We start from the raw sequence: 22,243 nt of genomic DNA, 5'->3' as shown, positions 1-22,243 counted from the left end.
ACAGGCAGAAAAGGAAGCGCCGAGACAAGGCGGCGCTTTCTCCCTGTCAAGCCGGCAAAAACGTGCGTGCTTCGCGCGCCTGGGCGATAAAGCCCCGGGCCACGTTGCAGAATCCTGGTTCATCGAGGGATGCCAGTTCACGCTGGGCACACAGGCGTACATCCCCTTGGTCAACGGCAAACCAGCAACCGTGCAAGCGGGCGACATCGAAGTTCAAGCTCAGGAGGCGCTGCAGATCGGCAGAACGTTCCGGGCAGCGGCCAACGCTGCAATGAAAGATCACCATCTCGCTGTGCTCTGGCAGCTCGATGATGGCGACTTCATTGTCCTGGCTGTCATACAAGGCACAGACACCGTTCTGCAGGGACAATGAGGTGCCTAGCTGTGCGCCCAGGGAATTGAGGAAACGGGTAAAATCAAGTGCTGGAGTTTTCATCGCTTCAGTCCTTTGGAAAGAAAAAGCCGAGGTTAGCCAGACACTTTGTGGTCATCGAGCCCCATCGGTTCCGATGAAGACGAGGAACCCATCCGCTCCCGGTTGCGACTCACTTCGAACAACGCCTCCCCCTCATTTCAACCACCAAACCGACAGAGATCTGGCGTCCGGCCTTGCAAATCCAAGGCCTGAGCCCGTAAGCCCTGGCGCACTGCTGTTCGGCAGCGACAAACAAATGCTGGAGTGTGCCCGTCAAATTTCAGCCGAAGCGGGATATCGACCCGCCCGGCAGTAAGGAGCGAACAAGGTGCACGCCTTTAGCGCCAGGCTTCATCTACTTGAAACAACAGCAGACTTTCAAAATCCTCCGGCGGCATGGCTTTTCCATACAACCAGCCCTGCGCGCTATGGCAGCCGTGGTCTTGGAGAAAAGCCCGTTGGAAGTCTTCTTCCACGCCTTCCGCAATCAACGTTAGTTTCAGGCTGTGGGCCATGGAGATAATCGCCTTGACCAACTCGGCGTTATCGCGGTTATGTTGAATGTCATGAATAAAAGACCGGTCGATTTTCAGCGTTTCGACGGGTAGGCGACTCAGGTAACCGAGCGCCGAATAGCCTGTGCCGAAATCGTCGATTGCGATCGAAATACCCATGGCATCCAGTTGCTCAAGGATCTCGCGCACGGCAATGCTGTTGTCCAGAAGCAGGCCTTCCGTTATTTCCAGCGTCAACCAGCCTGGTTCGCAGCCGGTGTTCTTCAGGATCGTGCGGATTGAACTCAGCAGGTCGTTTGCCTGGAACTGCCGTGGAGACAGATTAACGGCTATTTTCAGCGGCGAGTGGCGAGCGTCATGGTTCCAGGCAACGGCACGGCGACAAGCCTGCTCCAGGACCCATTCGCCTATACCGACGATCAATCCCGTTTCCTCGGCAATCGGAATAAAGGTGTCCGGCGGTATCTGCCCGAGCTGCGGGTGGTTCCAGCGCAACAAGGCTTCGGCGCCGATCAGTCGCCCCGAGGCCAAATCGATCTGCGGCTGATAGTGCAGCGCCAACTCGCCATTGCGCAGCGACTGTCGCAAGCAGGCTGCCATGGCCAGGCGGTCGGTGGCTTGCTGGGTCAGGCTTGGAAAATAGAGCTGGACACCGTTGCGGCCACGCTCCTTGACGTAGTACATGGCTGAATCGGCGTATTGCAGGAGCTCATTGATGTTATCGGCATCCGTTGGGCTACGGGCGACACCCAGACTGCCGGAGACGAAAATTTCCCGACCCTGGATTCGGTAGATCCCCGTCACAGACTGCAAGAGGTTCCTGCACTGACTTTCCAGAACCGTTGCAGTGGCGTCCTGGGGAAGGATCAGCGCGAACTCATCCCCTCCGAGGCGCGCCACAGTACCGCCGCTGCACACCAGACGAAGCAGGCGCTTGGCAACTTCACGCAACAGCTCGTCACCGGCCCCATGACCCAGCGTATCGTTCACCACTTTAAAGTTATCGAGATCGAGCACCGCCACCGCGACTGGGTGGCCGCTGTGTCTGGCTCGAAGCAACGCTTGCTGCAGGCGCTCCTTGAACAATTCGCGGTTGGGCAATTCGGTCAATGCGTCATAGAAGGCCAGCGCATGCAAACGCTGCTGATAGGTTTTCAGCTCGCTGATGTCCTGGACAGTACCGAGTACCTGCATAGGAGCACCATTGGCGGCGTACTCGATGCGCAGTTCGGAATGCAGATGCAGTAACTGCTGCCCCACCGAGATACAGCACTCCAGCGCGACAGATGAGTTACGGCTGGAGAAAGCACCGTAGATACTCTCAAGAACCCGTGCCCGATCCTTGAGCACGACCAGGTCGAGAACGTCCTTCTGGGACGGACGCCAATCGCGCGGCTTATCGACCATGCGACAGAGCTCCGCCGACAGTCGCAGCGTTCGATGTCGGTAATCCAGCTCCCAATGGCCGAGTCGTACCAAGGCTTCGGCCTGCTCGAGACGTCGTTCGGTGGCCTTCAGCGTGGAGATGTCACGTCCGATGGTGAGCACGCTGGCGACCTGTCCGTGCTGATCGAGCTCAGGCACTACCTGGACATGGTGAATGAGCTGTTCACCATCGGCCTTGGTCCAGACTGTCTCCACTGTCTTGGACTGACCGCTCTTCAAGACACCCAGAATGCCCTGGTGATAACGGTTCGCCACCTCCTCCGGTAGCAGGCCTCCGTAGGTGATGGGTGTCCCTATGAACTCGCTGAGCTGGACGCAGAACACTTGCTCGCAAGCGGGATTGAAGTAGGTACGCCGGCCTTCGAGGTCGTAGCGAATGATGAAATCCAGTGAGTTTTCAACCAGTGTACGAAACTCCTGTTCCCTGATCCGTAGCGCTTGCTCGGTACGCCGCAACTGGGTGATATCGCGCCCCACGGCCAATACGCTGACGACCTCGCCGCCGGCCGACAGCTCCGGAACGATACGGATGTGGCTGGTGACCATCTGACCGTCCTCCCCCGGCCAGGCCAATTCGTATTCGTCAGGCTGTCCATTGCGCAGTACCTCCTGCAACACGGTTTCATAAGCAAGCATTGCGGGGGAAGCGGATGAATGGCTGGGTTTTACGCCAAGCAAGGCCGTAGCCGATACACCGGCCATCTGCGCCAGGGCGGGATTGGCGTAGGTGCGTAGGCATTTCTCGTCGTATCGGGCGATGGTATCCGGCGTGTTCTCGGCCAACGTGCGAAATGCGAGTTTGTCGCTCAACAATTGGCCTTCATAGCACCTGCTCGCCGTGACATCACGCGCGGCATGAAACACGTACGTACCACCGCCCACCTCATCCTTGATAGGAACAAGACTGTGTAGGAAGACACGCCGCCCGGTGGCAAGGTCCAGCTCGTACTCGATGCTGATGGGTGTTCCGGCAACGACGCAGGTGCGACTGTCGAACGTTATCCGTTGGGCGCTGGCTTCAGACAGAAGCTCATCCAAATACCGTCCGGGCGATGCAGCTTTAGCCAGGCCGAGCAACCGTTCAAAGACGGGGTTGACTTCACGAATGCGTAAACGGCCGTCCTCGGCGAACTCATAAAAAGCCAGACAATCGGCGGTACGTTCGAAGGCTTTATGGTAGAGCCGATTGCGGATATCCATTTGTTCGGCGAGCGAAGTGCCAACGGAGGAATCGTTGGAGGCAGGACTTGCAGAGGTACTTATCATCTTGTTTGCCGAAGGAGGAACGCGCTTCACGGGACTTCCAGGGGGCCTGGGAAATCGTTTGTGGAACCTGAAGTGGACTTCCCGTCCGATGAGCAGACCTGCAAACAGGTCATGTATGGCCAAGGATCTCGTATTGGACCTGGCAATACATGATGCAGTCTTCTAGAGGCAACTAGCCATCAGCCCATGCTGTTTTGGAGGTAGGCTTTGCGGCTGTTCCAGTAGGTATCTGCCTACAGAGTGCACTGGCGAGCGCTCAGACCAAGCGGCGGCAGATCCATGTGATCGTCAGTCGGATCGTGAATCGTGGGGACTTACTTCAACAATGCTGAAAAGCGCTCCCCCTGTTGGGGGTGCGCCTGGTTTTAGTGAATCAGAACCTATAGGTAACGGAAGTACCGAAACCACTGGCGCTGTTCTTGTATTTGGCGCTGTACGCGCCCCTGGTTGCTGAAGCGTCGTTGACCTTCACACGCTCTTCCCACAGATAGGAGTAGGCAAGGTCGACCGTGACATTGTCCACCGGCGTCCATCCGGCACCCAGGCTGACCACCGTGCGGTCACCCGTCGGAATACGCGGCGAACGGTTGGTGTTGTTGGTGGGCGACTGATCCACCGAAAAGCCCGTGCGTAATACCCATTGCTTATTGAGTTGGTACGACGCGCCCACTGCGTGTGCCCAGGTGTCGTGCCAATTCTCTTCTTCAGAGACGCGACTCAACGCGCCGCTTAACGCGGGAGGCAAGCCGCTGTTCTCGATGGTGATGTCTTTGAAGCGACTCCAACGCGTCCAGGTGCTGCCCAGGTAAAGGGTCCAATCGTCATTGAGTTGATGTGTCGCTGAAAAGTCCACGGACTCGGGGGTGTCCACATCCAGCGAAGCGTCGTAGCTTTCGCCGCTGAGCCCCAGAAGGGAAAAGGCGCCTCCGGAGACTTTGGTTTTGGCATTGTCCAGGTGGTAACTGACCTTGGAATGGTAAGTCATGCCCACCCGGGTGCTGTCCGTGGCCTGAACCAGAATACCGGCGTTGAAACCAAGGGCCGTGTCGTCGCCCTTGCTTGTGAGCTTGCCGTCGTTGGTACCGGGACTGAAGGGGTTCAATACCATTGCCGACAACTCACCACTGATGCGGTTGATCGTTGGACCGAAACCGATCGAAACCTTGTCATTGAAGGCGTAGCTGACGGTCGGTTGAAAGGTCAGCGTAGTGACTTCGCTTTTGTTGGTGAAGTAACGGCCAGCAAACCCACTGCCATAATCCGTAATCAGACCGAACGGCACATAGAAACCGACACCGAACGCCCAATGTTCATCGATGGGATTGACGTAGTAGCCCATGGGCACCGTGGTCGTCGGGACCATGTCGCCGTCTTGCTGGCCGCCGAAGGTGCTGCGGGTCTGGCTGATGTCTGATTTGGCGAAAAGCGTCGCGGCGCCCACACTGACTTGTTCGCTCTTCAAACGAGACATGCCCGCCGGGTTACCGAAAACGGTGCTCGCATCATCAGCGGAAGAGGATCGACCGGCAAAGCCGGTGCCCATTGCGCTGACGCTTTGTTCATTGAGAGCAAAACCGCCGGCAAACAATTGTGAAGAGGCCAGCGCGACAGCGAGGCCAAGTGGCGTGTTGAGCATCATTTTTTTCATTGTTGGCTCTCTAGGGTGATAGCAGATGGTGTGTTGCAGGGGAAACAGTTCAGGCCTTGCAGCCAGTGGGCGAGCACCAGGATTGAGGTTCGCGACGAGAACTGGCGCAGGACATTCGCGTCGCGATCATGACGCCGCCTCCCAGCGACGGAACAGGACGCTGGCATTGACGCCGCCGAAGCCAAACCCATTCGAAAGCGCGTAGGTCATCGATGCCTTGCGTGCCGTCAGGCCAACCAGGTCGAGACCGCTGGCGGCCTCATCGGGATGGAGCAGATTCAACGTCGGGGGAATGATCTGATCGCGCAAAGCCAACACCGCAAAGAGCGCTTCAATGCCGCCAGCAGCTCCCAGCAAATGCCCCGTAGCGGACTTGGTCGAGCTGATCGCCACGCCTGACTGGCTGCCGAACACGGACCGGATTGCCGCCAGTTCACCCTTGTCGCCAACCTGCGTCGAGGTCGCGTGTGCGTTGATGTGCTGTATGTCACCAGCACTTACACCGGCCTGGCGCAAGGCCTGCTCCATGGCGCGGCGAGCCCCACTGCCATCTTCCGGCCCCGCAGTCAGGTGATAGGCATCCGCGCTGGTGCCATACCCCACCAACTCGGCCAGAGGCGTCGCGCCACGGGCGAGCGCGTGCTCCAGTGACTCAATCACCAGCAACCCTGCGCCTTCTGCCATGACAAACCCGTCGCGATCGCGATCAAACGGACGCGATGCTTCCTGCGGGCGATCAGCAAACCCGGTGGAAAGCGCACGTGCGGCAGCAAAGCAACCGAGCGTCACCCGATCGATCGCCGCTTCGGTGCCGCCGCAAATGGCGATATCGGCCTCCCCGCTTCTGATCAGTCGCGCCGCATCGCCAATGGCTTGTACCCCGGCGGCACAGGCCGTCACTGGTGCGCCGAGTGGGCCCTTGAAACCGTTCTGGATAGAGACGTGACCGGCGGCCATATTGGCGAGAAACGACGGCGCGGTGAACGGCGATAATCTACGCGGTCCACGGGCATCCGTGGTACGGACGGCATCGGCAATCGCACCGAAGCCGCCGACGCCGGAAGCGATAATCGTCGCGGTCCGCTGCTGGTCCGCTTCGTCCGTGGGATGCCAGCCTGCCTGCGCCAGCGCTTCATGTGCGGCGACGAGGGCGAACTCGATGAACCGGTCCATCTTCTTGCGCTCTTTGGGCGCAATGATCCGGTCGGGCGCGTAACCGGCGACGGGATCTTCTTCCAGGGTCGGCACTTGCCCCGCCACGGCGACGCCAGTGCCCTCACCGATTGCATCCGGCAGACTCCGGATGCCGGAGCGGCCGTCCAGCAACCTGCGCCAGACCTCCTCCATGCCGCACCCCAGGGGTCCGACAATACCGCCGCCGGTTACTACGATTCGCTTTTGATCATTGGAATTCATCATCAGGCCCTCTTCATTCTCAGTCGGCGTTTTTACCTGGCTGCCAGTGCTTCGGTTCTTGCTGCGTTGTCAGGACGGATCTTGAACCAGATGGCATACATCGCTGGCAGGAACACCAGCGTCATCACGGTCCCAACGAGTGTTCCGCCGATCAGGGTGTAAGCCAGGGCGCCCCAGAACACGGAATGGGTCAGTGGGATAAAGGCCAGGATGGCCGCCATCGCCGTCAGCAATACGGGCCTGGCGCGTTGCACCGTGGCCTCTATCACCGCGTGGAAGGGATCGAGCCCTTCTTTCTGGTTGTCATCGATCTGCCCAATCAGAATCAGCGTGTTGCGCATCAGGATGCCGGACAGTGCGATCAGACCCACCAAGGCGTTGATGCCAAACGGCTGATGGAAGATGAGCAAGGTCGGCACCACGCCAATCAATCCCAGCGGCGCCGTGAGGAAGACCATCACCATCGCCGACATCGAACGCACCTGCAAAATGATGATCAGTAGCGTCAGGGCAATCATGATCGGGAACAGCGGCAACATCGCTTTCGAGGCTTTCGCCGACTCCTCGATAGAACCGGCCTGTTCGATGCGGTATCCGGCTGGAAGCGTGCTGATGATCGGCTGCAACTCGCTCATGATCTTCGTGGAAACGTCCGGCGGTTGCAGATCCTCGGCGATGTCCCCGCGCACCGTAATGGTGGGCGTACGGTCACGACGCCGCAGGACTGGATCCTCCATGCGCACCTCGACACTGCCGATCTGCGACAGCGGAACACGCTGACCGGCCGAGCCCACTAACGTGAAGCCCTGTATTTTTGCCGGATCGAGCCGGATATCCCCCGCTGCGCGGCCCACGACCTGCACTGAACGAATGTCCTCGCGCACAGAAGTGATAGGGATGCCCGAAAGCAGGAACTGCAATTGCTGACCAACCGCACTCGACGTCAGCCCCACCGCCTGCAAGCGGTTCTGGTCCAACGAGAAATGCAGCGTCGGTATCCGCGAGCCCCAGTCGGTGTTGACGGTCCTCATCATCGGACTTGCCCGCATGACGGCCTCGACCCGGTCTGCAATTTCGCGCAACTTGGCGGGGTCCGGGCCCATCACCCGATAAGCGACGGGAAAGGGTGAATACGGACCGAATACCAGTTGGGTTACCCGGACACGGGCCTCAGGCGCGAGCCCGTCGGCCGCCGCTTGGCGAATACGGTGCTTGAGGGTTTCGCGCTCCTCCTGGCTGCCTGTCAGCACCACAATCTTGGCGAACGATGGATCCGGCAGCTCCGGCGCCATCGCCAGGTAGAAACGCGGTGAGCCCTGGCCGATGTAGGACGTGACGATTTTCGCTTCGTCCTGTTTTTGCAGCCAGGTTTCAATCTTCGCCGTCGTCGCGCTGGTCTGCTCGATGGAGGTGCCATAGGGCATTTGCACTTCGATCAGCACTTCCGGACGGTCGGAGGCCGGGAAAAACTGCTTCTTGACCACGCCCATGCCGAGGATAGCCACGACAAACAAGGCAATCACCGAGCCGGCCACCAGCCATTTGTGGCTGATGACGCGTGTCAGCAACCGGCGAAAGCGGTTGTAGTGGCGGGTGTTATAGATGGCCGCGTGGCCACCCTCGACCTTTTTGATGTTCGGCAACAGCTTCACACCCAGGTAAGGCGTGAAGGCCACCGCGACCACCCAGGACGCGATCAGGGCGATGCCGACGATCCAGAACATGTTGCTGGTGTATTCGCCCGCGGTCGAGTGGGCAAAACCGTTGGGCATGAAGCCGACAGCCGTCACCAGGGTACCGGCGAGCATCGGGGCGGCCGTATGGCTCCAGGCATAGGCGGCGGCCTTGGTCCGGTCGTAGCCCTCCTCCATTTTGACCATCATCATTTCGATGGCGATGATGGCGTCATCCACCAGCAGGCCCAGCGCCAGGATCAGCGAGCCGAGGGTAATGCGGTCGAAGTTCTTGCCGGTGGCGGCCATGACCATGAACACCACGGCGAGGGTCAGCGGCACGGCCGCGGCCACCACCACGCCCACACGCCAGCCCATGCTGAGGAAACAGACCAGCATCACCACCAGTAACGCGACGAAGAACTTGATCATGAACTCGTCGACAGACGAGCTGATATTCACCGACTGATCGGTGACCTTGGTGAACGTCATGCCCAACGGCATGCCTTGGTTGATACTGGCTGTCTCTGCATCCAGTGCCTTACCCAGATCCAGGCCGTTCCAGCCCTCTCGCATCACGATACCCAGTAACAGGGCTGGCTCACCTTTGTTGCGCACCAGAAAGGTCGCCGGATCTTCGTAGCCACGCTCGACCGTCGCCACGTCCGAAAGCTTCAGGGCGCGCCCCTGCACGATGATGGGCGTATCGCGAATTTTCTCGAGCTTGTCGAATGCACCGTCCAGGCGCACGAATACCTGCGGTCCCTGGGTGTCAATCGAGCCGGCGGGCGTCAACACGTTCTGGCTGTTCAGCGCGGCAAAAATGTCCTGGGGAGAAAGCCCAAGCGTCGCCAGTCGATCATGGGCGAACGACACAAAAATGCGCTCGGATTGCTCGCCGATGATGTTGACCTTTTTCACACCTGGCACATGCAACAGACGCTGGCGCAACGACTCGGCATCGCGTGCCAACAAGCGCTGTGGCTCGCCCTTGGCTTTCAATGCGAACAGCGCAAAGGTCACGTCCGAGAATTCATCGTTGACCATTGGCCCGATGACACCGGCCGGCAATGTTTTTGCCTCATCCGAGATTTTCTTGCGGGCCTGGTAGAACTCTTCCTGCACTTCTGCCGGAGGTGTGGTGTCCAGCAGCGACACCATGGTGAACGCCAGTCCCGGCCGCGTGTAGGTTTCGGTGCGGTCGTACCACTTCAGTTCCTGCAAGCGCTTTTCCAGCGGCTCGGCCACCTGGTCCTGCATTTCCTGCGCAGTGGCACCCGGCCAGGCTGAGATGATCGTCATCTGCTTGACGGTGAAGGGCGGATCTTCCGCACGCCCCAAACCGAAGAACGCGAGGACGCCGGCAATCGTGATCAGAAAGATCAGGAAAAGGGTGATCGATCGCTCGCGAACGGCGAGGGCCGAAAGATTGAAACGCCCCTCGCTCATGGCTGGCTCCCTGTGGCAACGATGTCGCCCTGTTGCGCCACTCGGACTTCGTCGCCCTCGTGCAGCAAATGCGCGCCCAAGGCCACCACCTGCTCACCCAGCTTGAGATCGCCGGTGATCGTCGCCGTGTCATCGCCCAGGCCAAGGACCTGAACCGGACGCCATGAGACTTTTGCCGGCTCACCGGAAATCCCCCATACACCGGGGCCTTTACCTGCATCAAACACAGCCGCGACAGGCACTCGCAGTGCCTGCGCCGGCAACTTGTCCTGAGCGATATTGAGCGTGACGGTGGAACCGAGCGGTGCATTAGCGAGCGCACCTTCAAGCACGTACCTGGCCTCGAAGGTGCGCGTTACCGGATCGGCAGCATCGGAAAGCAGCCGCAATTTTGCGGCGGTCGCTATCTTGCCATTGCCGTACAACGTTGCCTGGGCCACCGAGCCGACGGCCGGGCGCAGCGTCTCGGGCAGATCCACACTCGCTTCGCGTTGTCCGGCGCGCGCCAGCTTGACCACCGGTTGCCCCGCGCTGACGACCTGGCCGGGTTCGGCCAGGGTATCCATCACAACACCATCAGCGTCGGCCAGCAGGGTCGCATACCCCGTGGCGTTACTGGCTACATCGGCCTGCGCCTGCGCGGCGCTGAGCTGCGCCTTTGCCGTGTCAGCCGCAGCCTTTGCCTGGTCGTAGGCCGATGCCGAAATCGCCCCTGCCGCCACCAGCTCGCGATTGCGAGCCTCATCATCCGCGGTCTGCTTGGCCTGCGCCCGGGCAGCGGCCACGGCCTGCTGCTGCGCACGCGCCTGCAAGCCAAGGTCAATCGGATCCAGGCGCATGAGTGGCTGGCCGCGCTTGACAGCCTGGCCGGCATCCACCAGCCGCTCCTGCACTTTGCCTGACACTCGAAAACCAAGATCGCTCTGGACGCGAGCCACCACAACACCGGTGAATGAACGCGATACATCGACCGAATTCTCGACGCCAGCCACTCTCACCAGAGGGGGCTGAGTACGTGCATCGACGGTAGGCGATGGGTTACCACACGCCGCCAGGACCAGAGGCAATAAGCAAACGGCAGCAGGTTTTAGCCGAAGCATGATTCTCTACTCAATTAATAGAACAGGGAGACATCTTCAGGCTAGTGACCAATAATGTCAACAGTCACAACCTTGATGACTATTGAGTTGAAAGACCTCGTAACAGCAACATCGATAGAAGCCCTGCGGCCGATGACGCCGTATCCAGGTTGTATTGCAGTTGCACGGGATTGGAATAAGGCCTCATGACCAGGTAGATCGCCTGAGCCGCCTCATCCAATGGGGTTTTGCGTTCGAACTCCCCGGACTCACGACCCAGCAGAAGAATTTGCCGGATAAGCTGGCGCAAGCGCTCGTCATACGCCTGCGCAGGAAGCCACTGTTCGCGAGCGGCAACAGCGGCAATGTCGTAGAGCTTGCGGTCATGGAAGAACAGGTCGCTGCCTGCTTCTGCCAATACCCGGAACAGACGCCTCAGTTTTTCGGAAGCCGTCGGCGCATCCGCGACTGCCGAATCCACAATCGCCATGATCATGACGAGACGATTCGTACAGATCACCTCTCCAATCGCCTGCTTGGAATCGAAAAACTTATAGATGTAGGCCTTGGAGAAGCCAATGGTCTTGGCAATGTCAGACACCGTGGTCTTCTCATACCCATAGCGTCCGAAGTGCTGGGTGGCGGCCTCCACGACTTGATCGCGGACGCTATGGTCTGATGGCCCACGCGACTGGGGTGGATTCATGTGTTTAGTCATTTTTCCAGCTTAGCCCCATGGACCTCGATTGACAACGAGTGACCATTAGGTAATATAGTCACGAACAATATTTGACTGAATCAGGAGTCGTCATGCCTTCCCTCCGAACGCTTGCTCTGCTTGTGAACACCGGTTTAATGGCGGGATGCGCGGTGGGTCCGAACTACCATCGTCCAGACGCTCCGTTATCGGAGAGCTATCAGGGTCAATCTGCCGTCCAGCAAAGAACGGCAACCCGCCCGGCAAATTTTGCCGGCTGGTGGGAAGGCTTTGGTGATCCCTTGCTGAATGACTTCATTGCCAAGGCGCTTGCGCAGAACCTGGATCTGGCCCAGGCGTCGGCGCGGGTCACTCAGGCACGCGCAGGACTTGGCGCGGCAACCGCCGCCCTGTTGCCGTCGGGCAACATCAGCGGACAAGCCGCACGTGCTTATCAATCCGTCGAAACGCCGCAGGGCCAGATGCTCAACTCGACGCCTGGCTATGATCGCTATGGCAATCTGTATGAACTCGACCTCGGTGCAAGCTGGGAGCTGGATGTGTTCGGTGGCCTGCGTCGGGGCCGTGAGGCGGAACTGGCTGAATACCAGGCGTCCGAAGCCGGTCTCACGGCGACGCGCCTGGCCGTCGCCGCGCAGACCGCTGATATCTATATCACCCTGCGCGGCCTGCAAGCCCGACTGGACATTGCCAATCGACAGGTCAAGACGCAACAGGACCTGCTGGAGAAAGTACAACTGCTCCACAGCAAGGGACTTGCCGCCGAGTACCAGGTTCGCCAGACCGAGGGGGCGCTTGCCCAGGTCCAGGCTTCAGTGCCAGTCCTCAACACAGGCCTGGACGCTGCGATGAACGCACTGGATGTCATGCTCGGCACCCCTCCCGGCACCCACCGCGCTCAGTTGACCGCGACGGCGGCGATTCCCCAGGCACCACAGATTACCTCGGCGGGAACGCCGGCCGATCTGCTGCGCCGGCGGCCAGACCTCATCGTGGCCGAGCGCAAACTGGCGGCTTCCAATGCGCGCATTGGCGTGGCGATCAGCGAGTACTATCCGAAGTTTTCACTCAGTGCCTTGATTGGCAGCGCAACAGCGGTTTCCAGCGGCAATCTGTTTTCCAGTGGGGCCAGCCAGGCCTCGGGCGTTTTGGGCCTGCGCTGGAGGCTCTTCGATTTCGGCCGCATCAACGCGCAGATCGATCAGGCGAAAGGACAGGAAGCCGAAGCGCTTGCCGCCTACCGCCAGTCAGTGCTGCGTGCCACCGAAGACGTCGAGAACGCGTTCTCCTCGCTGGTCAACCGCGAGGCGCAGGCCGCTACGCTGACCGGAGGTGAAAGCGCGTTGACCAGTGCCCGGCAATCGTCCTTCATCGCCTATCAGAAAGGCTCGGCCAGCCTGATCGACGTTCTGCACGCCGATGAAACCCTGTTGCAGGCATCCGACGCCAGGGCGCAGGCCCAGACAGAATCGGCACGCGCGGCAGTCGCGGCGTTCCGGGCGCTTGGGGGTGGTTGGCAGCCTTCTGAAAGCCAACCGGTGGCGATTCGTTGACTGCACACTCCCCAGCTCTCGCAGGTAAGACGGTCGTCGTGTGATAAGCGCATCCGCGAGCGGGCCGGCAGATCAGGGAGCACCTGAGCTGCCGGCGAACGTCTGTCAAACTGATGATCGTGCGCAAAGAAGCTGCGAAAACTGCGGGGCTCAGGTCCAAGAGAAGAGCATCTCTGGCGCCTCAGCAAACAGGCATGCTTTCAGCCCAGACCGAAGGTTTTTCTCAGGCTGGAATCAACCGGGCCAGCAGGCATGAAACGACGCAGCTTGCGCAAAAGAGAGGCCTCGCCCTTGGGCGTACGGCGCATTTTCCATGCACCCAGAGCAGCCTCGACAATCGTCGCTGCCACACCATCAGGACTTGGGGCGCCCTGGACACTTTTAACAATCGCGCGGGTCACTGTGTCGCGATCCTTGTCATAGGCCGGGATTTTGCCAACCGCTTGCGGCGCATTGAGATCCAGGTTGGTCTTGGTGAATGAAGGCTCGACCAGCACCACACGGATGCCGAACTTGCGCACCTCATGGTCCAGGGACTCGGACATCCCCTCAACGGCGTGCTTGGACGCCGAGTAGAGGCCCATGTACGGGGCAGGAAGAAAACCCAGTACCGAGCTGACGTTGACGATTCTTCCCGCACGTTGCTCACGCATGTGCGGCAGTACCGCTTGTGCTGTACGCAAGGCACCCCACACGTTGGTGTCGAACAATGCCTGGGCTTCGGCGATCGACGTTTCTTCTACCGAACCCACCAGCGAACCGCCCGCGCTGTTGACGAGCACATCAATACGCTTGGCCTGCACGATCACGGCCTCGACTGCACGCTGGACGGACGCATCATCGCGAACGTCCATTTCCACAAGCTCGACACCTGGCAATGCGTCCACTTTCGCAATACTGCGCACAGTGCCAAACACTCGGCAGCCCTGCTTGACAAACAGTTGCGCGGTGGCGCGTCCGATGCCTGATGAAACACCGGTAACAACGACAACTTCAGGGTTCGACATAGCATGTTCTCTATTGAAGGAGGGTCAAGGCATCCACTTTGTACCTAGTAACCAATTTAGTCAATGGTCACAACCCATGCGCAGCAATGTTCACCGGGGAGCACCAGCCCTTATCCTTGCTTCTATCGAATAGGCTCAGCGTATGTCGTCATGGAAACGCTGTTGCAGAACAACTGGCCGCCGTAAAGTGACGGCCGTGACTCAAGGCATGAGGCTGCGCAGGACCAGATTGGCAATGCGCGTGGACATCTCTTCGACGCCATCAAGGCTGTACTGCAACAGCAACGGATTGATGTACGGACGCAATGCCAGACAGATTGCCCCCACCGTTTCGTCCAGGGGCGTCTTGCGCTCGAACTCGCCCAGTTCACGTCCATCAGAGATGATCTGCGTGACGAACGCCTGGATTCTGCCCTCGTAGAACTGAGTGCAGGGCCAGCGCTCAGAGGCCGCGAATGCCGCAATGTCGTAGAGCTTGCGGTCGTTGAAGAACAGGCTGACACCAGTGAGCACCGCGGCTTTCACCAGGCGGCGAAAGCGTTCGGTGGGCGTAATGGACTCTACGCTGGTAGCCTCGTCCACTGCCGCGACAATCGCCTCCAGGCAATTGGCACAGATAGCCTCTCCGATTGCCTGTTTCGAATCGAAGAACTTGTAGATGTAGGCCTTGGAAAAGCCAATGGCCTTGGCCAGGTCCGATACCGTGGTTTTGCTGTAGCCATAGCGGCTGAAATGCTCGTTCGCCGCTGCGACAATCTGGGCTCGGATTTCATGGTCGACAGGACCACGGGTGTTCTGCACAGGAAAGGATACTTGATTCATGCCGCCAGCTTACCTATCCGTCAAGGGCATGACAACCTGTGACCATATCATGACAAGGTCACAAAATTGACTTCTTGCTTCGGATGACGACCTCACCTTTCAAACGCTCGCCAGGGCCCGGGCTTCAAACAAGCGTGTCGCGGAAATGCGCAGCCAACCGGTCTGCCGCCTGGCGCACCGTGTCGGCCTGATCGTAGAAATCGAAGTGCCTCCCTTCGGCCCAATCCAGTACCTTTGGCCCGGCCAAGCGTTCATAGACCTTGCGGGCCTGATCGGGAAAGGCCGAGCCGTCCGAATGAATGATCAACGCGGGGGCGGTGACGTGTGGAGCTTGTGCCACGGGATTGAAATCCAGCCAGGGCTCCCAGGCCATCACCGCGAACTCGTTGCGCCAGGCACGCACCCCGCCGCCACGGGTTTGATCCATGTAGTACTCGCTGGGGCTGGTGCTCACGGCCGTCATGTCGATGGGGCTGTAGGCGGGAATGGTTTCGATCACGCCCGTTTCTTCATAACGCTGGCGTGCCTGGCGACCGGCTGCCCTCCGCTGCTCGAGAGGGGCTTCGCCGCCAAACAGCATGAGCAATAACTCCGGGTCAGAGAAATAACCCGCGACACTCGCCACCGCTCCCACATCAGGGTCTTTTGCTGCCGCATAGAGGACCGTTCCCCCCGATGTGCAGATACCCAACAGACCCGTTCCAGTCACGTCCGGGCGTTTTCTCAGGAAGATGAGAGCGGCGGACAAGTCCTGCGCCTTGGATACCTGGTCTTCATACTGACGCCTGGCTCCGCTGCTCTCGCCGTAGTTGCGATAATCCAGTGCCAGAGCAATGAGCCCACGCCGGGCAAGCTCACCGGCGTAGTTGCCACTCATCTGCTCCTTCACCGAGCTCATCGAACCACCAATTGCGACAGCGGGATAACGACGCGCAGGATCATAGCCCTCAGGGAGGTACAGGTGCGCGACAACGATCCCGTCTCCGCTTGGAAAGCTCACTTTCTGCGGTTTGGGCCGACTACGTTCGGTAAGTGTCTCTGACATGGTATTTCCTACGGTAAAGAGCACGGTGCTCGCCCCGACAACCAGGCAAAACGTCCGTCGCGTGATCAGTGAAGGGGATGGGTTCGCTTTCATGTCAGAAGCATAGAGGATCTGGATACTTGCTCATCATTTAATAGTACGTGTATTTTTTGATGAACTTATAAGTTGGATTTAATAATGCGCGCGGACTTTCTGGATGGCATTGTTGTTTTTACCCGCGTCGCGCAGAAACGCAGTTTTACCGCCGCCGCGCTGGAACTGGGTGTCACACCTGCTGCGGTGAGTTGGAGCATCAAGCGGCTCGAGGCACGCGTCGGCATGCCTCTTTTAGCACGCACGACACGCTCCGTGGGACTGACCGAAGCAGGTAAGGTATTCCTCGAACAGGTCGAAACCGGCATGGCCCATATAGGCGTGGCGTTTGACGCCGCGCAGCGCTTTGGCTTGCATCCACGAGGCTTGCTGCGCCTGAGTGTGCCCTACGTGGCGCAGCCCCTGATCGAGCCGATGCTCCCCGGATTTACCGCTGCGTACCCCGACGTGGAGTTGGAACTGGTCTTTGAGGACCGTTACGTCGATATCGTTGCCGAAGGCTACGACGCAGGGATCCGCATCGGCGATATGATCGCCCAGGACATGGTGGGCGTGCGCCTCAGCAGGCCCTCAGCACTGAGCGTGGTAGGGTCGCCCGGATACTTTGCCAAGCGAGGGAAACCACTGCATCCCGATCAACTTGGCGAACATGCCTGCATCAACATCCGGTTGGTCAGCGGCGCCCTCTATCGATGGGGTTTCGTGGAGCGGGATATCCAGGGAACAACCAGAGTCTTTGCGATAGACGTGAAGGGACCGATGATCGTCAACGGCCCCGCGACCAGCCTGGCTGCTGCTGTGTCCGGCGTTGGGCTGGCCTATAACATTTCAACCAACGTTCAACCGTTGATTGATCAGGGATTGCTGGAGCCGTGCCTGGAAACTTTCATGCCTGAAAGCCCGGGTTTCTTTGCCTACTTCCCCCATCGAAACCAGGTGCTTCCAAAGCTGCGGGCGTTTCTCGACTTCTGGCGTGAAAAGAACCGCTTGGATGCGCTGGCCGAGGACTGAGCAGTGCGATCCAGCGTTGCCGACGCCGACTTCAGCCTGGCGCGTGTTGCCGCATCCAACTTGATCCCCATCGTTGTAGCTGGCATATCTCACCCTCCTACGACTATCGGTCTCGTTTACAACCCCGAGGTCTTGACGTTGATCGATGCAGCCGGAGCCCTTCACGTCCGTCAAGGGAACCGAACTGCAAATAACCGTGAAAAAGCGGCCTCATTGCTGGCCAGTCGTCGCGGAGACAGCTTGATTGCCAAACATTGCCTCAAAGCGCGGCTTGTTGGCAGCGTAGTATTCAGCCACCACCTTGTCGGCAGAACTGTCGCGTGCAGTCGCCATCAACTTCTCAAGATCAGCCTGGGGAATCTTGAAGTTGGCAAAGAACCTGGCAACGTCAGGATGTTCCGCACTGAAACCTTTGCGGGCAACCGCGTGGATCTGCTCGGCACCACCGAAAATGTGCTTAGGATCATCCAGGTAGCGCAGGGACCACTTGGAGAACATCCAGTGCGGGCTCCAGGCATTGATCAACGACCATTTGCCACGCTTGAGGTTACGGTCCAGCTCGCTCAGCATTCCGGACTCTGAAGAAGCGACCATCTTGTAGCCATCGAGCTTGTACTCCTGGATGGCTTTCTCCGTGAGCTTGTACTGACCATTGCCCACTTCGGAGGTGAGGATCTTGCCGCCGAGTTTCTCTCGCACTTCGGGCTTGTTGAGGTCTTCGATACTGGCAATCTCACTGGTCGCAATGGTCGTCGGCACCGCCATGCCGATCCGACCTTCATACAACGCGCCGAGGTCTTCAAGCTTGTCTTTGTACTTGTCATAGAACGACTTGTGCGTACCCGGCAGCCAGACCATCGGAATCAGGTCGATACTGCCGTTCGCCAGCGCCTGGAACTGGATGCCGATATCGGCCAGGACCAGTTTGACCGGCTGTTTCAGATGGTCTCGCAGTGCCGTGTCTGCCAGTTTTACAGCGATTTCCGTATCCGACCAGTTCACCCATCCAATCCGGATGGGCGTAGGTTCCTCGGCTTGGGCAATCAGGCAACTGGACGCCATCGCCAGGCCTGCGAGCCAACCGAAACAGGTTCTACCGGATAAGGTAATCATGGTTCATCTCCGCGTCTGTATTAGTAGTTATTGGCAGGGCAGCAGAAAAATTTCAGGCCGATAGTAATCCCGGTTTTTTTGTTGGGCAAGCGAAATGTACACTCATGTCAAGCCACGTTGACATAGGCGTACATTGGACATACCGTCATGTCAAAACCAAGCCTGATGTTCTGTCCCCGGAGCACAACATGTCCAGCGATCCCTTGCTGCAGCCCTACAAGATCAAGCACCTGACTCTCAAGAACCGGATCATGACCACCTCCCATGAGCCGGCCTATCCGGTCGACGGCATGCCGAAGGAGCTTTATCGGGCGTACCACGTCGAACGGGCGAAGGCTGGTGTGGCGCTGACCATGACCGCGGGCTCCGCCGCGGTTTCCCGGGACAGCCCGCCGGTGTTCAACAACGTGCTGGCGTACCAGGATGAAGTGGTCAAATGGATGAAGGACCTGACCGACGAATGTCACGAGCACGGCGCGGCGGTAATGATTCAGCTGACTCACCTCGGCAGGCGCACACGTTGGGACAAGGCTGACTGGCTGCCGGTCGTCTCACCTTCCCATCGCCGGGAAGCGTCCCACCGGGCCTTTCCGAAAAAGCTGGAAGACTGGGACATCGACCGCATCATCAAGGACTATGTGGATGCCGCCGAACGCATGAAGGCCGCCGGGCTCGATGGCTTGGAACTGCAGGCCTACGGACACCTCATGGATCAGTTCTGGTCGCCACTGACCAACGACCTTGATGGCCCCTACGGCGGTTCGCTGGAGAACCGGTTGCGCTTTACCTTCGATGTCCTGCGAGGCATTCGCCAGCGCTGCGGCGAGGACTTCTTGCTGGGAGTTCGCTACACCGGCGATGAAGACTTGCCCGGTGGCTTCGACGCAAGCGACGGCATCCAGATCTCGCACATGCTCAAGGACAGTGGCCTGGTCGACTTCCTCAACGTCGTTCGTGGGCACATCGACACCGATGCCGGCCTCACCGACGTGATTCCGATCCAGGGCATGCGCAACTCCCCGCACCTGGATTTTGCCGGCGAGATCCGCTCGGCCACCGGCTTCCCCACCTTCCATGCCGCCAAGATCCCGGACGTCGCCACCGCACGCCACGCCATCGCCTCCGGCAAGGTGGACATGATCGGCATGACCCGGGCGCACATGACCGATCCGCACATCGTGCGCAAGATCATCGAGAAACGCGAAGAAGAGATCCGCCCCTGCGTAGGCGCCAACTACTGCCTGGACCGCATCTATCAGGGCGGCGCGGCGTACTGCATCCACAACGCCGCCACCGGGCGCGAAACCACCATGCCCCACGAACTCCCCAAGGCCCCGGCCAAGCGCAAAGTGGTGGTGATCGGCACCGGCCCGGCGGGCCTGGAGGCTGCACGGGTCGCCGGTGAACGTGGCCATGACGTCACGGTATTCGAAGCGGCCGACCAGCCCGGCGGCCAGATCCGCCTGACCGCCCTCAGCGAGCGGCGTCGCGAGATGATCAGCATCATCGACTGGCGCATGGCGCAATGCGAACGCTTGGGCGTGAAATTCCATTTCAATACCTGGGCCGAGGCCGATACGGTGTTGGCGGAAGAACCGGACGTGGTGATTGTCGCCACCGGCGGCCTGCCCCATACCGAGGTGCTCAAGCACGGCAATGAACTGGTGGTGTCGAGCTGGGACATCATTTCCGGTGACGTCAAACCCGGCCAGAACGTGCTGATCTTCGACGACGCAGGCGACCACGCGGCGCTACAGGCGGCCGAGCTCATCGCCAACAGCGGGGCGAAACTGGAGATCGTCACACCGGACCGCTCGTTCGCGCCGGAGGTGATGGCGATGAATCTGGTGCCCTACATGCGCAGCCTTCAAGACCTGAACGTCACCTTTACGGTCACCTATCGGGTCGATTCCGTAGAAAAACGCGACGGGCAATTAGTGGCGAACTTCGGCAGCGATTATGGCCGGGTGCATAAACAGCGCGTGGTGGATCAGGTCGTGATCAACCATGGCACCCTGCCCCTCGACGACCTGTACTTCGAACTGCGCCCCCATTCGCGCAACAACGGTGCAGTTGAACAGCATGATCTGATCGCCGGGAAAACCCAGAATATCGTGACCAACCCTGAGGGCCGTTTCCAGTTGTTCCGGATTGGCGACGCCGTGTCGGCGCGCAATACCCATGCCGCCATCTACGACGCGCTGCGGTTGCTCAAGGACATTTGAACATCATGCCCCTGGCGTCAGGCGCCGGGGGCCTGCTACGCAGTCCAGCGGGAGCAAGCTCCCTCGCCACGCGGTTTTATGGCGAGGGACCTGGAAGAGTCCCCATCAGGCATGTAGCCCTTTGCGGGCAACCGCAGCGCCTGCTTGCAGCGCCTGGCCGATCCGCTCTTCGAAGCGACTATCGATCATTGATTGCAACGCCGCGGCCGTGACGCCTCGATAGGCCACCAACGCCTCGATCATCTGCAGCGCATCGTGGTTTTCCAGAAGCTGGCTGCTATTGACCACGACGTTCTTTGCCGCCAATTGTGCGATATCGGCAGGAAGGCCGGCCGCCACTGCCTGGTTGGTCAGGGCAGTCATCAGCAAGGCCGGAAAAGCAGGGCCGGTGCCCGACAGCGCAGACAGGTAGTCGATAAAATCCTCTTCGAGAACCTCGGCCGCCGTGCCTACGGATTCGAACAGAAGCCGCACCAGATTCCTCGTTGCCGCGTCCACCTCCCCCCAGCAAAACCATGGCGTAAAGGACTGCCGTATTTCCACCGCCGCGTTGGGCATCGCCCGCACGACAGCCGAAGCCGAGGTTTGCGCGGCAATCGCCTGCGCCGTGATTCCGGCCATCAGGGAAACGATTGTCTTGCCCCTCGCGTCGATATTCAGGCTGGCAAAATGCTCGGGGCGCACCGCGACAATCACCACGTCGCAGCGCTCTACCAGCACCTGATTGTCTGTGACCAGGCAAACGCCCTGCTGGGCCAAGGGGTGGCTACCCGAGCGGTTGGAAATGACCAGATTACCCACCGGCACCAGTGCCTGCTCCAGCAGCGCCTTGGCGATTGCCCCGCCCAACCAGCCGGTGCCACCGATGATCCCCAGGGTTTCATTGATCATCGGCGGAGCCTTCGAACGTGTCCGTCAAGGGAACGAAAAACCCCAGGCTCTTTTTCGGCGTAGCCGAACTTCCCGTAGAAACGATCCAGCTCGCGTCGCTTGGGGGCCTTGCCGGTAAAAATGCTGACGTAATGAGGAATACGCTGGAAACGCGTGGTGATCAGCTCATGGGTGTTCATGCTGATATAGCCGATCTGGGTCAGGTAAATCGTGCGGGCCCGGGTATCGGCACCCTGGTTGTCATAGCCAAACCGCTTGAACATGCTCGCCAGTGCACTGATCCGCTGTTCGTCCACGGTAGCGACCTCCTGAGCCACCTCAGCCGACTGCAGCGCCCAACTGCGCACGGCAAATTCGAATTGCGAATCGAACAATTGCGGGTTGAGCCAACACTCGAACACATTCAGGATCGCTTCGGAAATACTCTCTGCATAGCTTTCGCTCTGGCGGATCAAGCCTCCCGTGTTGGTTTCCCGCCAACGGGAAAGCAAAGCGGCCAGCAACTGTTCGCGATCCTCGAAAAAACCAGTAGAAACTGGTTCGCGACAAACCAAGGCGCTTGGCGAGCGGCATGACCCGGACAGCGTCGATACCCGACTCCTTCAAGGCATCGTAGGCAGCCTCCAGCCAGCCCTCCGGCGACCCGCGCCAACCGGTGTCCTGGGCCTTGCCACGCGCCTTCCCCAACTGCGACATCTCGCTGAACCTTCTTCAAAAACGTGATTGGAATGTACCCTGCCGACCGACGCATGTACACCACAGTACATTTTGTTGACTTGAAACCCGAGACGCAGCCTTCTTGACCCTGGGTGCTTCAGAGCAGTCTGGCAGCGTGAAGAGTGTGTCCTATCCTTACCT

Annotated in this window: 15 protein-coding genes and 1 pseudogene; 3 read left to right on the top strand and 13 right to left on the bottom strand. The window is 59.4% G+C overall.

All coding sequences use genetic code 11. From position 1 onward, the window contains the following. Positions 1-46: 46 nt before the first annotated feature. The 7 genes from LOY67_RS09615 to LOY67_RS09585 all read right to left on the bottom strand — a co-directional run bounded on the left by LOY67_RS09615 (position 47) and on the right by LOY67_RS09585 (position 11,625). On the bottom strand, positions 47-436 hold the full coding sequence (locus tag LOY67_RS09615) for a type III secretion system chaperone (RefSeq protein WP_265066942.1): 390 nt from the start codon (positions 434-436) through the stop codon (positions 47-49). A 317-nt stretch (positions 437-753) separates the two neighbouring features. Continuing rightward, positions 754-3,672: a bifunctional diguanylate cyclase/phosphodiesterase gene (locus LOY67_RS09610; RefSeq protein WP_265066941.1), complete on the bottom strand. Its 2,919-nt coding sequence runs from the start codon at positions 3,670-3,672 to the stop codon at positions 754-756. A gap of 343 nt (positions 3,673-4,015) precedes the next feature. Further along, entirely contained in the window at positions 4,016-5,290 is a 1,275-nt protein-coding gene (locus tag LOY67_RS09605) for an OmpP1/FadL family transporter (RefSeq protein ID WP_265066940.1), read from the bottom strand. A 126-nt stretch (positions 5,291-5,416) separates the two neighbouring features. Continuing rightward, positions 5,417-6,709 (bottom strand): beta-ketoacyl-ACP synthase II, encoded by a 1,293-nt coding sequence (gene fabF, locus LOY67_RS09600; RefSeq protein WP_265066939.1) that lies wholly within the window; start codon positions 6,707-6,709, stop codon positions 5,417-5,419. Positions 6,710-6,738: 29 nt separating this feature from the next. Next, positions 6,739-9,828: an efflux RND transporter permease subunit gene (locus LOY67_RS09595; protein ID WP_265066938.1), complete on the bottom strand. Its 3,090-nt coding sequence runs from the start codon at positions 9,826-9,828 to the stop codon at positions 6,739-6,741. Continuing rightward, positions 9,825-10,928 carry an efflux RND transporter periplasmic adaptor subunit gene (locus LOY67_RS09590; RefSeq protein ID WP_265066937.1) on the bottom strand — a complete coding sequence of 368 codons (1,104 nt, stop codon included), beginning with the start codon at positions 10,926-10,928 and terminating at the stop codon, positions 9,825-9,827. The genes LOY67_RS09595 and LOY67_RS09590 overlap by 4 nt, the downstream gene beginning before the upstream one ends. 79 nt (positions 10,929-11,007) lie before the next feature. Beyond that, a complete protein-coding gene (locus LOY67_RS09585) occupies positions 11,008-11,625 on the bottom strand; it encodes a TetR/AcrR family transcriptional regulator (protein WP_413776173.1) in 618 nt (205 codons plus the stop codon). Positions 11,626-11,717: 92 nt separating this feature from the next. Here LOY67_RS09585 and LOY67_RS09580 point away from each other — a divergent pair, with 92 nt between their 5' ends. Beyond that, on the top strand, positions 11,718-13,178 hold the full coding sequence (locus tag LOY67_RS09580; protein ID WP_265066935.1) for an efflux transporter outer membrane subunit: 1,461 nt from the start codon (positions 11,718-11,720) through the stop codon (positions 13,176-13,178). Positions 13,179-13,378: 200 nt separating this feature from the next. On the opposite strand, the gene LOY67_RS09575 is transcribed toward LOY67_RS09580, so the two are convergent. The 3 genes from LOY67_RS09575 to LOY67_RS09565 all read right to left on the bottom strand — a co-directional run bounded on the left by LOY67_RS09575 (position 13,379) and on the right by LOY67_RS09565 (position 16,052). After that, positions 13,379-14,185: an oxidoreductase gene (locus tag LOY67_RS09575; protein WP_265066934.1), complete on the bottom strand. Its 807-nt coding sequence runs from the start codon at positions 14,183-14,185 to the stop codon at positions 13,379-13,381. Between the two features lie 201 nt (positions 14,186-14,386). Continuing rightward, entirely contained in the window at positions 14,387-15,007 is a 621-nt protein-coding gene (locus LOY67_RS09570; RefSeq protein ID WP_265066933.1) for a TetR/AcrR family transcriptional regulator, read from the bottom strand. A 124-nt stretch (positions 15,008-15,131) separates the two neighbouring features. Continuing rightward, a complete protein-coding gene (locus LOY67_RS09565) occupies positions 15,132-16,052 on the bottom strand; it encodes an alpha/beta hydrolase (RefSeq protein WP_265066932.1) in 921 nt (306 codons plus the stop codon). Positions 16,053-16,229: 177 nt separating this feature from the next. Between LOY67_RS09565 and LOY67_RS09560 the strand changes: the two genes are divergently transcribed. Further along, positions 16,230-17,156 (top strand): LysR family transcriptional regulator, encoded by a 927-nt coding sequence (locus LOY67_RS09560; protein ID WP_265066931.1) that lies wholly within the window; start codon positions 16,230-16,232, stop codon positions 17,154-17,156. Positions 17,157-17,366: 210 nt separating this feature from the next. Here LOY67_RS09560 and LOY67_RS09555 read toward each other — a convergent pair whose 3' ends face one another. Beyond that, a complete protein-coding gene (locus LOY67_RS09555) occupies positions 17,367-18,269 on the bottom strand; it encodes a glycine betaine ABC transporter substrate-binding protein (RefSeq protein WP_265066930.1) in 903 nt (300 codons plus the stop codon). Between the two features lie 188 nt (positions 18,270-18,457). Here LOY67_RS09555 and LOY67_RS09550 point away from each other — a divergent pair, with 188 nt between their 5' ends. Next, complete coding sequence (locus tag LOY67_RS09550) at positions 18,458-20,494, top strand: NADH:flavin oxidoreductase (protein ID WP_265066929.1); 2,037 nt, start codon at positions 18,458-18,460, stop codon at positions 20,492-20,494. A gap of 105 nt (positions 20,495-20,599) precedes the next feature. Here the strand turns inward: LOY67_RS09550 and LOY67_RS09545 are convergent, their stop codons facing one another. Beyond that, positions 20,600-21,385, bottom strand: coding sequence for a pyrroline-5-carboxylate reductase family protein (locus tag LOY67_RS09545; RefSeq protein WP_265066928.1), 786 nt, complete (start codon positions 21,383-21,385; stop codon positions 20,600-20,602). Next, positions 21,375-22,081: pseudogene (locus tag LOY67_RS09540) on the bottom strand (TetR/AcrR family transcriptional regulator). The gene LOY67_RS09545 and the pseudogene LOY67_RS09540 overlap by 11 nt, the downstream one beginning before the upstream one ends. Positions 22,082-22,243 lie beyond the last annotated feature (162 nt).

This window comes from Pseudomonas sp. B21-056 (assembly GCF_026016325.1).
GTDB lineage: Bacteria > Pseudomonadota > Gammaproteobacteria > Pseudomonadales > Pseudomonadaceae > Aquipseudomonas.
This window is presented reverse-complemented; position numbering and strand designations above follow the sequence as displayed.